Raw genomic sequence first — 13,240 nt, forward strand, 5'->3', positions numbered from 1 at the left:
GACCCCATTCTAGTTCTTACTTTTTCAAGCGGGCTAAAGCCGCCTTGGCTGCAGCTTGTTCAGCCGCTTTTTTATTCTTACCGAATCCGGTTCCTAATACTCTGCCTTCAACTTCAACATCAACGTGAAATTGGCGTTCATGAGCAGGACCTTTTTCATCCAGGAGGTGATACACAATCGCCACATCACCATTTTGCTGCAGGGTTTCCTGTAATGCAGTCTTATGATCCTGGTTAGCCGAAAACTCACCGGCATCAATCTTAGGAAAAATGATCTGTTCGGCAAATTTGATATTGGCTTTACGGCCTTGATCCAAGTACAAGGCACCGTTAAATGCTTCAAACAAGTCTTCCAGCAACGTCAATCGCTTGCGGGCACCGGCTTTTTCTTCACCTTTTCCCAGCTTAATATAGCGATCAAAATGCGCCTCTTTTGAAAACGCCGAAAAGGCTGCAGTTTGAACCGCGGCAGCACGGATACGGGTCAGATCACCTTCCGGCTTATCCGGAAACTTACGATATAGATAGTCAGAAACGGTCAGTTCAAGCACCGCGTCACCAAGAAATTCAAGTCGCTCGTTATCTTTTAGCCCTAATTCTTTGTGTTCATTAACATACGAGGAATGCGTGAAGGCTTCATCCAATAGACTGAGATCGTGAAATTCAATCCCATAACGCTGACGCAATTCACTCACAAACTCTGAGGCAACCATGAAGAGCCCTCCTTTTTATCACCTTCTAATTATACAAGAGCGCACCAAAAAAGACACCTGCGATTGCAGATGCCTTTTAGAGGTACTTTGACTAGTTCTTCGCTGTGCTGTTGCTGGTAACAGCAATCTTAGCCCAGTTCAGGTTGTTAGCCGAAGCATAGTCAACGCTAGCATTCTTCACACGTTTGTTAACTGGGAAGATTTGCTGACGATACAGTGTTGGGATAACAAAGGCTTCATCTTGGGCGTATTCTTGCCATGCCCGGAAGGCCTTGTTCCGATAACTCTGATTCATTGCCTTTGAGCCATCAATGTCATTTAACAATTGCGTGTTCTTGTCCGAAACGAAACGCGTGTAGTTAAATGGTGCCTTTTGCGAGTACAGATCCATTGGAGATGGGTCAGATGACAACTGCCATGCAGCTTGATAAACATCAACGCTCTTATCATCCTTCTGAACCTTATCGTAGAAGGAATTGAATTCCATTGGTCGACCAGTTGTCAGCTTGACACGCAAGCCGATCTTCTTCCATTGCTGAACATAATCTTGAGCCAACGGTGTAGCCGTTGAACCACCGGCCATGGTAGCAAAGTTAATGGTCAACTTCTTACCATTTGGATCAGTCCGATAACCATCTTTGCCTTTCTTGTAGCCAGCCTTGTCAAGTAAGCTATTAGCCTTCTTGATATTAAGATCATAACCCTTTAGGTCAGCATGAGCTTTACCAAAGATAGGAGGAATCAACGTTGTTGCACGAGAACGGGTACCATTGTAGAACTTAGAAGCAACCTCATCATTGTTGAGCGCATAACCCATGGCCTGACGTAGGCTCTTGTTGGCCATCTTTGCCTTAGGATTATAAACATTTTCGCTCTTACTATCGTCCCATTTACCTAACTTAAAGCCGATGTAAGTATAAATCAGACCTTGACGACCTAAGTTTTGATAACCCTTAACACTCTTCCAATCGTTCCATGTATCAGTTGGCATTTCATAAACCAGATCGTACTTGTGATTTTTAAGCGCAGATGCACTGGAAGCAGAAGAAACATTTTCAAAGGTGATCTTGTCCAATTTAGGCTTGCCATTCCAATAATACTTGTTAGGCGTATATTGAACGCTTTGGCCTGCAACAATCTTGCTCATCTTGTATGGGCCAAAGAAAAGCGGATGCTTACGAATCTTGTCGCTTGATTCCAACTTATCGAAAGCCACATCATGCAAGTAGTGATAAGGTGCGGCACTTTCTAGGAAGTAACCATTGCCGGATGTGTTGAACGAAGGTTTCATTTCCTTGAAATGAATGACCAGCGTGTTGCCATTATCACCTTTAGGCATGGTTAATCCAGAAATCGAATCGGCTTTACCTTCATGGTATTCGGTTAAGCCTTCAATATTCTGGAGAGATTCAGTATAACGTTGACTCTTGGTTGCTTTGTTCGCAATGATCTCGTATGCATAAACCAAATCACGTGCAACAACCGGTTGGCCATCCGACCACTTGACATTTGGCTTAATCGTTACAGTGATTGTTTTGGCATTGTTGTCTTGCTTCAGTGTTGCAGCACCTTTGTTATTGAACTTAAAGGTGCTGTTGTAAGCAAAGAGACTTTCAGCCGCAGGATACATATAATCATTATCATATGCATCCGTATAAAGTTCCTCGTTGAAAACCCCCTTAAATGGTGAGTCGTCAACGACACCGACATTAAGAGTACCACCCTTAATTGCCTTTTTGGTGTTGTTATAAGAGATCGGTAATTTCACAGCCTTATTAGATGTACTTGAGCTGGAGTTCGAACTCTTACTGCCACAGGCTACCAAGGTGATGGATAAAGCGGTAGCGAGCGTGATCATTCCGAGCACAGAACGCTTTTTCATACTTTTTCCCCCTTCCGCGCCGTCATCGCAATATGTAAGCGAAGCAACGCTTCATGTGAATTAAATGATAGCATAATTAGAGCTGAATGACCAATGTTTCGCCACAAATTTTTCTTTTTTTCTTCAAAAATAAAGAGGCACCCAGTTTTGTCTGAGTGTCTCTTCATGAAATTTCAGAAAAAGTAAATCAACTTAACCACGTCGCTGCCGCGAATCTGCCGCGCGCCGCAAAGCTTGGCCAACAAAGTTAATTGAGAGTGACAATGTCAGCAAGACCAGCACTGCAGGGAACCAAACCCACCAACGATCAAAGATCAAGTCAGGATTTGAAGCGTACCCGATTAAGGTCCCCAAACTAGGTGTATCCATTGGTAACCCAAAGCCTAAGAAAGAAAGCGCCGTCTCAATCCCAATAGAACTGGCAATTGTCAAGGTTAAGTCAGTAATAATCAATGAACTTATATTTGGCAAAACACCGGTAAACATGATTTTGAAGTTCGATGTTCCTGATGTTTTTGAGGCCATGACGTATTCACTACGAGCTTCCGATAGCACTAACGAGCGCATCAGTCGAGTCGTGGTCATCCAGTAAAAAGCGGACATAATCAAAATGATGCTAATAACGTTATACTGCGGAACGATGGTGACCAACACAATGATAACTAGCAATGACGGAATAATCATCCAAAAGTCAACTAGTCGCATGATCACAGAATCGATCCAACCACCGAAATATCCGGAAATTGTTCCAAGCACGACGCCAACAAACTCGATGATTAGAGCAACGGAAATCCCGATAGTAATCGAGTTGCGGGCAGCAAAGAACAAATACTTGAACATATCCCGGCCGCCTTCATCGGTACCAAGGATGTAGCCATTGACACCAGGCGCCGTATAACGATCCATGATACTAACCTGCGTTGCACCACCAACATTAAACAACATTGAGCCAATAAAAGCAGCAAGGATAATCGCAACCGCTAAGAATAGTGAGACCACAGCAACCTTGTCTTTGCGGAATTCGTTCAGAATCACCTTGAAGTTAGAAGGTGATTGTTCAATTTTTGTGGTGTTAGCCGCCACTTCATTTGCATTGTTTTGCATAAACTTTCCCCACCTTCTACTCGATCCGGATCCGCGGATCCACGATACTCATGATGATATCTGACAGTAAGTTACCAAGCAACGTCAGGAAGCCGAACAAAAGCACCAGCGAGATAACCACCGGATAATCACGGCTGGTCATCGACGAAACAAAGAGTTGACCCATTCCAGGATAACTGAAGACGGTTTCCAAGATGACGGAGCCGCCCAGCAGGCTGGTAATTTGATTACCCATGAACGCTGCAATCGGCAATAAGGAATTACGCAAAATATGTTTATCAAAAATAACGCGGGCCGGCACACCTTTAGAACGAGCGGTCCGAACAAAGTCCTGGTGAGTATTATCGATGACCCCGGTACGCAGATACTGAATCGTACTTGGCGTCGTGATAATCCCCGCGACTAACGCCGGTAGAATCATGTGATAGATCCGATCCCAGACATAGCCCAGTGTTCCCGGATTATACGTTGACGACACACTCCCGCCGGTTGGGAACCATTGTAAGAAGAAGCCGAAGAAAATGAGCCCTAACAGATAGAAAACAAATGGTGGTACGGCCATCAAAATGAAGGATGCAACCGAAATTGCAGAATCTCGTTTACTACCTTCATAACGGCCGGCAATCACACCGGCTGGAATAGCGATAACATAGAGAATCACCGTTGACATCAATGCCAGCCAGAATGTGTTCACAGCCCGTTCACCGATCAGACCAGTTACCGACCGTTTATAAACGAAGCTCTGACCCAAATCACCATGGAACATGTTGCCAACCCATTTGACATATTGAATATACCACGGGTCATTCAAGCCATATTGTTGACGTAAGGCCGCCATCTGCGCTGCGCTTTGCCCTTGCTGAAAATTACCGGATAACGGATCCCCTGGCATCATTTTCGACAGGACGAAAACCAGCACACTCAGTAAAATCAATTGCGGGATCATGATTAAGATCCGGCGTAGAATTGTTTTCCACATTAATCATGCACTCCCTTCATCGTTGAATCTGGCAGCGCAACGTAATGTGTATCGGAAATCTTCTGGAGATCCAAAACGCGGCCTTCCTTGGAATAATATTTAGATTCTTCTTCTTTAAAAACGCGTTCGACTTCGCGCCGATGTTCTTTGTTCTCCTCGCGATCATCGGGGTTAACATCAGGAATCGCGGATAAAAGCCGTTGCGTGTAAATATGTTGCGGATGATTATAAATATCTTCACGCGTTCCGATTTCAACGAAACGGCCACGATGCATGATCGCCATCTTTTTACACATGTGTTTCACAACGCCCAGATCATGTGAGATGAACAGATAAGAAATGTTGTATTCTTCCTGAATGCGTTTCATAAAGTTCAACACTTGCGCTTGAACGGACAAATCCAGTGCCGATACGGGTTCGTCGGCGATAATCAACTTAGGATTCGTCGCCATGGCTCGGGCAACCCCGATCCGCTGACGCTGGCCGCCGGAAAATTCGTGTGGATACTTGTACAAAGCATCACTTGGCATCCCCACGATATCCAGTAGTTCCTGAACGCGATGACGCTCTTCGTCTTTGGTCAGGTTCTGAAAATTACGAATTGGCTCTGCAATAATATCCTCAATGCGCTTACGGGGATTCAAGCTAGATAGCGAATCCTGGAAAATCATCTGCACATCCTTGTTGTACTGCATGTGCTTGCGAACGCTGCGTTTAGTGATGTCCTGGCCTTTGTACATGATCGAACCGGACGTCACCGGCTCCAGCCCAACTATCGCTTTACCGGTTGTCGATTTACCTGAACCGGACTCGCCAATCAGGCCATATGTTTCGCCTTGTTCAATATCAAAATCGATCCCATCAACTGCCAGCACGTGATCCGTCACCCGGTTAAAGAAGCCGGAACGAATGGGATAATGTATTTTTAGATTTCTAACTTCAATCATTGCCATAATTACTCACCTTTTTCAGCCGCTTGGTCGTCATCCGGGAAATAGAAGTCTTTGTAGCACGTGCACTGAACAAAATGATCAGGTGCGACCTCATGCATGGTCGGATGCTCTTCGTGAGCAGATGCCGGAATCCATGGAATTCGGGGAGCAAATCGGCAGCCTTCCATCTGCATATTCTTCAATGACGGCACCACGCCTTGAATAACGTGTAACTCGTCATCATCGGAGTCGGCTTGCGGCATCGAGCGCAACAGACTGCGCGTATACGGGTGAGTCGGATGTTTGAAGACATCCATCACCGAGCCACTTTCAACAATCTGTCCCGCATACATCACCGCCACGCGATCAGCGGTTTCGGCCACAACGCCTAGATCATGGGTAATTAAAATAATACCGGAATGCATTTCCCGTTGAATGTCTTCCAACAAATCCAGAATTTGTGCCTGAATCGTGACATCCAAAGCGGTAGTTGGTTCGTCGGCAATGATAATCGGTGGTTTGCAGGCAATCGCAATCGCAATGACAATCCGCTGCCGCATCCCGCCAGATAGTTCATGCGGGTAAGAACGTGCCGTCCGTTCGGGATTGGGAATGCCGACTTGATTCAACAGTTCCAGCACCCGTTTATCGCGTTCTTCCTTGTTCATCTTGGTATGGTAAACCAGCGTCTCTTCAATTTGCTCGCCAATCCGCATCAACGGATTCAACGCAGCTAACGGATCCTGGAAAATCATGCCAATATCCTTACCCCGAATCCGATCAAATAGGGTTTCATTTAACCCGACCAGATTCAGATTGTTATACAAGATATCACCGGTCACTTTTGTATTACGCGGATCATGAAGCCCAATAATACTGGTTGCCAAAGTACTCTTGCCGGAGCCTGATTCACCTACAATCGCCAGAATCTCATCTTTTCGTAACGTGATGCTGACATCATCGACAGCATCATAAAAAGCATCTCCAAGTCTGAATCCGGTGTGCAGATGTTGCACATCTAGCAGCAAATCTTCAGGTTTATCCAAACGAACTCCTCCTTTGCGTCCTTGACGCAAGATTAAAACAAGATGAGATTTTTGAAATAATTGTCTCTAAGTATAAAGAAATTATAGTGGTTATGCAAGCCAAAAATGCGTCCCAACGCCATTGAAGCGCGAAATTAACCAAAAAATCCAGCAACTAGTCATGCACAAAGGCGGGGAACTTTGAGGAAAAACCGATCATCTTCAACATGATGTTGCAAGGTGATCATATCAAAAATTGTGGATGTTTTGAAGAAAACGTCCTTTATCTGCGTGCGGCTCGTAAAAACGAAAGTGACTCGCGCTCACCATAACGCGCTCCCCGGCGCAGGAGCCTGCATGTAAAGGATCTTGGTCGCAATGGCCTAATCCCGGGCCATTGCGACCAAGACCACTGACACTCCGGCTCCTAACCGCTCCGGCTCGCGCTCACAAATAAAAAAGCCGCCATCACTGGCAGCTAACGCATTCACTATTTTTGATGTGCTTTGATGTAATCAACCGCATCTTGAACCGTTTGGATCTTTTCCGCATCGTCATCTGGAATTTCCGCGCCGAACGCATCTTCGAGTTCCAAAACAAATTCGACAATGTCAATCGAATCTGCATCAAGGTCTTGCTTGAAATTCAAGCTTGGACTGATTTTGTCAGGACTTAACTGAAAATGGTCCTGAATCAAGCCTGCGATCTTTTGATAAATTTCGTCTTCACTCATGCCGCTCCTCCATTCATCTGCCAATTTAGTTTACTTGTTTCCAGCGTCGTTGTCTACGGCTTTATCAGTGGTTTTCGCTTCGGCAATTTCAGGGTGAGCGTCAAAATAATCCACCACTTTGGCTACCGTGCCATTTTTGACCATTTTAGCTGTCTGCAACAACGTGTAATAAACCGTGTCAGCATCAGCCGCGCCGTGAGCTTTGACCAACGGCGCTTTAAGCCCAAGCAAGACCGCACCGCCGTACGATGAAATGTCGAAGGTTTGTGCCATCGACTTGAGGTTGTTTTTCAAAAACAGACCACCTAATTTTCCGGAAACACCGCCATCATAAATGGCACCCTTTAACATGTGCATGACAGTGCGGACGGTGCCCTCAATTGCCTTTAACGTTGCGTTGCCGGTAAAGCCGTCAGTGACGACCACATCGGCAGGTCCGTTGAGAATGTTGCTAGACTCGACGTTGCCCACAAAGTTGATTCCGGGGGCCGCAGCCAAAAGATCGTGTGCTTCCTGGTGCAGTTTGTCGCCTTTGTTTGCTTCTGTGCCGTTGTTTAAAAGACCCACGCGCGGATTGGCGACGCCGCGAACGTCTTTAGCGTAGTAGCTGCCCATGATCGCGTATTGCAACAAATGATACGGGCGATTTTCCGCATTGGCACCAACGTCCAACATCACAAAGCCCTTACCGTCAACAGTTGGCAACGTTGGCAACAAACCCGGCCGTTCAATGGCCTTGATCCGGCCGATAATGAATAAACCAGCTGCCAATAACGCCCCAGTGGATCCTAGTGAAACCATCGCGGCCGCGTCGCCTTGTTTAACTGCTTGCGCCGCCAACACCATCGAAGCTTGTTTCTTGCGCCGAATCGCCCGAACCGGTTCATCGTCACTGTTAATCTTCTCGGCCGTGTGCACGATCGTCAGCCGATCCTGATTATGAATCAAAGGTTTGATTTTGGCTTCATCCCCATAAAGGATAAATTCCAAATCCGCGTCATGGTCGCGTGCCTTTTCCGTTCCGGCAATCACAACTTCCGGAGCGTGGTCACCGCCCATTGCATCAATTGCAATTTTCATAAAATCCTTCGTTCCTTTCGCATTTAATCCAAACTGCCGTTCATCTGCCGACTAGCAGCCAGATAAGCGGCTAGCGGTTGATGCTCAGGTTCCAACAAGTGCGGATCAGTTTTAAAAATTCGGGCCACAATCTGTTGGGCAGCTTCCAGAGTTGGAAAATCCCCGACAGGATCGGCCACTTTAAATTCCGGCAGTCCTGACTGCTTATCTCCAAAAATATCACCCGAACCGCGCATTTCCAAATCTTTTTGGGCTAACAAGAAGCCGTCATTGGTTTTGGTCATGATTTGCATGCGGGCGATGCCTTGCTCATTTTTAGGGTCAGCAATCAGCAAACACTGTGCTGCCTTATTACCACGACCCACCCGGCCGCGGAGCTGGTGAAGTTGCGATAGGCCGAAGCGATCAGCATCGAAAATGGCCATCACCGTCGCATTGGGGACGTCCACCCCAACTTCAACCACCGTCGTCGAAACCAGCACCGCAATGTCACCCTGACTAAACGCCCGCATGATTCGATCTTTTTCATCCGGCTTCATTTTGCCGTGCAACAACGCAACCTGCCCAAGATTGCCAACCGCTTTTTGCATATCTGCAAAAAGCTGCTCGGCGTTTTGCAGGTCGATCTTTTCCGATTCCGCAATCAGCGGGGTAATGGCAAACACCTGACTTCCTGCCTGCACCTGACTGCGAATCAGCCGATAAACCTGACCGACTTGGTTCTTACGCAGCCAGGTAGTCGTGATCGGCTTACGCCCTGCCGGTAATTCATCAATGGTTGAGACATCCATTTCGCCATAAGCCGTAATCGCCAGGGTTCTAGGAATCGGCGTCGCAGTCATGGACAGCAAATCCGGTTTCTGCCCTTTTTCTTGAAGCACTTTACGCTGATTAACGCCAAAACGATGCTGCTCATCGATAACCACCAACCCCAAGGCTTTAAAATCGACGCCTTTTTGAATCAGCGCATGGGTACCGATGATCAAATTAAGTGTGCCCATTCGCAGGTCGGTCAGCAATTCACGTCGCCTCTTTGCGGTTGTCGATCCCGTCAAGAGCCCCAGCTTAACCGGAAAATTGGCGAAAAGTTTTTGCAGCTTAGCAAAATGTTGCTCCGCCAGCACTTCTGTCGGCACCATCAAGGCAGCCTGATAGCCGGCTGTAACCGCCGCATACAAGACAATCGCTGCAACAATCGTTTTCCCGCTGCCCACGTCCCCTTGCAACAGGCGATTCATATGATTGGGCCGGCGCATGTCCGCACAGATCTCATTCACAACCCGCTTTTGCGCATTGGTCAATGAAAACGGCAGCGTCGAAATCAGTGCGCGCAACGCCTGATTGTCGTACGGAATAGCAAGGCCGTTGCTACTGTTGGTATTAAGCTGTTTCAGCGCTTGTATTTGCAGTTGAAACAGGAAAAATTCGCGAAAAACACCGGTTCGGCGCGCTGCCTTGGCTTCTTGCGGCGTGTCGGGAAAATGCATCCCATGGACCAGCTGTTCGTCCGTCATTAACCGATAATGCTCACGAATGCTAGCAGGGATCAGATCATGGATATGCTGATGATCGCGCGCCCACGCCGCTTTAATCAGGTCTAGCAACGTACCCATCCGGATGTTTTTATTCACAGTATAAATCGCTGCCATGGACGGCTGATCCTGTGACTGGGTGGCCAGAATTTTCATCCCAGTCAAACTGCGGCGCTGGGCATCCCACTTGCCAAAAATTGCTGCTTCATCGCCCATCTGAAAGCGATCTTTTAACCACGGTTGATTGAAGAAAGTGACCAGAATGACGCTGCGTTCGACCTGCAGCTTGACATTCACCCGGCTGCGATGCGGCCCAAAACGGCTAATAACCGGATCGGCAACCACGACGCCTTTGATCGTCAGCTTTTCTTGATCGGCTGCTTCAGCAAGGTCTTTAACTTTAAGGTCATCATAGCGATATGGAAAATAAAACAGAACATCACCGACCGTATGAATGCCTAAACTGGCCAAGCCTTCTTCACGCTTAGGACCAACACCGGGTAAAACGCTAACCGGGTCCGTGAGCGCCATCATCATCCCTCCCTTCGCAATAAGATGGTAAACGACGAACTGTGCTTAGCCTTTCATGTCGCAAAAAAGTGCCCCGCATGCGGGACACCTTGGCAGTAAAGCAACTTGTTTACTCGACTGAGACAAGATAAGGATAAACCGGCTGATCGCCTTGGTGAATTTCAAATTCCAGATCCGGATGCGCTTTGCCGACCGCATCCGCAATTTTCTTCGCTTCGTCTTGATTAGCATCGGCGCCCACAATGATCGTGACAATTTCGCTGTCGTCATTGATCATCTTGTTTACCATGGCAATCGCTGCTTGTTGGCGATCCTGATCAGTGACGCTAATCGTGCCGTCAATGATCCCCATCCAATCGTGATTTTTGATAGCCAGTCCATTAATGGTGGTATCGCGAATTGCTTGCGTAATAGAACCGCTAATCACATTCGGTAGTTGTGCGGTCATTTCGCTTTGATTGGTAGCCAAATCGGCGTCTGGATTATACCCAAGCATAGCGGTCATGCCTTGATTGATGGTCTTACTTTTCACGACAGCTACTTCTACGTCAGTTGCGGCCTTAGCAGCAGCTTCTGCCGCCATGAAAATATTGCCGTTATTTGGTAAGACGATCACATGCTTAGCGTGAGCGGCCTTCACCGCATCCAAAATGTCATTGGTGCTTGGATTCATGGTTTGCCCGCCATTTAGCACGTAAGTCACGCCCAGACTCTTGAATAACTCGCCGAGTCCCTCACCGGCAGCGATGGCAACAACACCCATTTCCGCTAGTGGTTGGTCATTGGCATGAGCATCTAGAGAGCCTTCCCGTTCGATAATGCTTTCCTGTTGTAAGCGCATGTTATCGACTTTGATTTTCATAAGCTCACCGAACTGCTGGCCGTAACGAAAAACCGTACCAGGATGTTCCGTATGAACGTGAACTTTAACCACTTCTTCATCAGCAACCACCAATGTCGAGTCACCAAGGGTATTCAAATAATTACGAAACGGTTCATAATCAAAGTGCTTGAAATGATCGCCGGTTTCGAGTTCAACCATCATTTCGGTACAATAACCATAAACAATGTCGGCCGGATCCAGTTGGGTTTGGGCGCTCTGGTGGTGGACGGCATTAATCATTTCGGTCATTTCTTCATCCGTGACATCATGAACATCCGAACTGACTTCGCCGGATAAGCCTTCACGAAATCCTTCATAGATGAAAACGAGTCCTTGACCGCCTGAATCAACCACACCGACTTCTTTCAAAACAGCCAGCAGATCCGGCGTCTTGGCTAATGCACGCTTAGCACCCTTAACAACGGCCGTCATCACGACCAAAGCGTCATCTGAGCCATTAGCCGCTTTTAAGCCGGCTTTAGCTGCTTCGCGGGCAACGGTCAGGATGGTGCCTTCAACCGGCTTCATTACCGCTTTATACGCCGTCTCGACGCCATGAGCAAACGCGTCAGCCAAGTCCTGAGCAGTCAGACTCTTTTTACCTTCTACGCTCTTGGCAAAGCCACGAAAAAGCTGGGAACTGATAACCCCCGAATTACCGCGGGCGCCCATCAGCAGGCCCTTGCCTAAATGCTTGGCGAGATCGCCAACGCCAGCGTCGTTAGATTCCAACACTGCTTTGGCACCGGTTTGAAACGTCAGATTCATATTGGTCCCGGTATCGCCATCAGGCACCGGAAAAACATTTAATGAATTCACAAAATCAGCATTTTTATTGATGCGATGTGCGGCTACCCGGATCATGTCCTGGAATTTAGTCGCCGTTATTTCGGTTACTGCCACGAAACATCCTCCTCGAAGAACTTTAATATCGTCACACCGTCAGATGACAGTGCCTTATGTCAGTCGCCTAATACCTTGACGCCTTGGACGATGACGGTCACTTCGTCGGTTGTGACCCCCAACATCGTTTCGAGGTTGTATTTTACTTTGTCTTGGACATTTCGGCAAACTTCGGATATTTTGGTGCCATAGCTGACAATGATATTGACTTCAATTTTCACGCCATTGTCAGTTTGGCGTACCACAACACCGCGCGCATAATTTTCACGCTTCAAAATGTCATTGAGATTATCCCGAATCTGGTTACGGCTTGCCATCCCGACAATCCCGTAAATCGATGTCGCGGCACCACCAACCACTGTTGCAATGACATTGTTGGAAATGTCGATAATCCCATACTTGGTTTTGATTTTGACCGCCATGCTGAATCCTCCTAGCCATTCACGATGCGCTTTCACACCGCGTACAATTCTACCAGTTAGTGTAGCATAGGCACGAAAGCATTAAAAGCGCCACCGCTTGTGGATTCCTGCCTAGGCCTTCTCACTGACGGATGCTCCGACTTCCGCGCTGAAGAAGCAAAAAGATCCTGACAATGATGGATGCATCACATTCATTGTCAGGATCTTTTTGTATTTATGGGATCAAACCCGGGTCAGTTTACCTGATTTAAGGGCACGTGCAGAAACCCATACCCGCTTTGGTTTACCATCAACAAGGATACGAACCTTGTGCAGGTTGGCTTTCCATGTGCGCCGGCTTGAATTCAAAGCGTGTGAACGCTTGTTGCCAAACGTGGTATGACGACCTGTAATAACATCTTTAGCCACAATATGACCTCCTTTTTTTCAAGGTCACCCTCGAATTTTTCACTCAACTAACTTATCATAGCCCCGCGGCGAATGCAAGAAGTTTTGCAAAGTAAAATTACTTGACAGCCTCGA

General features: G+C 47.2%; 12 protein-coding genes. All 12 read right to left on the reverse strand.

Going from position 1 to position 13,240, the window contains the following annotated elements; all coding sequences use genetic code 11:
- Positions 1–16: 16 nt before the first annotated feature.
- A complete protein-coding gene (rnc, locus tag LACPH_RS07440) occupies positions 17–712 on the reverse strand; it encodes a ribonuclease III (protein WP_010488038.1) in 696 nt (231 codons plus the stop codon).
- Between the two features lie 91 nt (positions 713–803).
- Positions 804–2,594, reverse strand: a complete 1,791-nt coding sequence (locus tag LACPH_RS07445) for an oligopeptide ABC transporter substrate-binding protein (protein ID WP_306386523.1) — start codon at positions 2,592–2,594, stop codon at positions 804–806.
- Between the two features lie 192 nt (positions 2,595–2,786).
- A complete protein-coding gene (locus tag LACPH_RS07450) occupies positions 2,787–3,698 on the reverse strand; it encodes an ABC transporter permease (RefSeq protein WP_087912241.1) in 912 nt (303 codons plus the stop codon).
- 16 nt (positions 3,699–3,714) lie between these two features.
- Positions 3,715–4,677 (reverse strand): oligopeptide ABC transporter permease, encoded by a 963-nt coding sequence (gene opp4B, locus LACPH_RS07455; RefSeq protein WP_025012446.1) that lies wholly within the window; start codon positions 4,675–4,677, stop codon positions 3,715–3,717.
- Positions 4,677–5,630, reverse strand: a complete 954-nt coding sequence (locus LACPH_RS07460) for an ABC transporter ATP-binding protein (protein WP_010488031.1) — start codon at positions 5,628–5,630, stop codon at positions 4,677–4,679. The genes opp4B and LACPH_RS07460 overlap by 1 nt, the downstream gene beginning before the upstream one ends.
- A 2-nt stretch (positions 5,631–5,632) precedes the next feature.
- Positions 5,633–6,655 (reverse strand): ABC transporter ATP-binding protein, encoded by a 1,023-nt coding sequence (locus tag LACPH_RS07465; RefSeq protein ID WP_010488029.1) that lies wholly within the window; start codon positions 6,653–6,655, stop codon positions 5,633–5,635.
- Between the two features lie 469 nt (positions 6,656–7,124).
- The gene (gene acpP / locus LACPH_RS07470) at positions 7,125–7,367 is read right to left on the reverse strand and encodes an acyl carrier protein (RefSeq protein WP_047106272.1); all 243 of its coding nucleotides are present in this window, start codon (positions 7,365–7,367) and stop codon (positions 7,125–7,127) included.
- A gap of 30 nt (positions 7,368–7,397) precedes the next feature.
- The gene (gene plsX / locus LACPH_RS07475) at positions 7,398–8,447 is read right to left on the reverse strand and encodes a phosphate acyltransferase PlsX (protein WP_306386524.1); all 1,050 of its coding nucleotides are present in this window, start codon (positions 8,445–8,447) and stop codon (positions 7,398–7,400) included.
- A gap of 23 nt (positions 8,448–8,470) precedes the next feature.
- Positions 8,471–10,510: an ATP-dependent DNA helicase RecG gene (gene recG, locus LACPH_RS07480; RefSeq protein WP_306386525.1), complete on the reverse strand. Its 2,040-nt coding sequence runs from the start codon at positions 10,508–10,510 to the stop codon at positions 8,471–8,473.
- Positions 10,511–10,619: 109 nt separating this feature from the next.
- Positions 10,620–12,296, reverse strand: coding sequence for a DAK2 domain-containing protein (locus tag LACPH_RS07485; RefSeq protein ID WP_306386526.1), 1,677 nt, complete (start codon positions 12,294–12,296; stop codon positions 10,620–10,622).
- 59 nt (positions 12,297–12,355) lie between these two features.
- A complete protein-coding gene (locus LACPH_RS07490; RefSeq protein WP_010488017.1) occupies positions 12,356–12,718 on the reverse strand; it encodes an Asp23/Gls24 family envelope stress response protein in 363 nt (120 codons plus the stop codon).
- A 222-nt stretch (positions 12,719–12,940) separates the two neighbouring features.
- Positions 12,941–13,126 carry a 50S ribosomal protein L28 gene (gene rpmB, locus LACPH_RS07495; RefSeq protein ID WP_010488015.1) on the reverse strand — a complete coding sequence of 62 codons (186 nt, stop codon included), beginning with the start codon at positions 13,124–13,126 and terminating at the stop codon, positions 12,941–12,943.
- Positions 13,127–13,240: the final 114 nt, after the last annotated feature.

The sequence above is a fragment of the Lacticaseibacillus parahuelsenbergensis genome, assembly GCF_030770265.1.
In the GTDB taxonomy this organism is placed as follows: Bacteria; Bacillota; Bacilli; order Lactobacillales; family Lactobacillaceae; genus Lacticaseibacillus; species Lacticaseibacillus casei.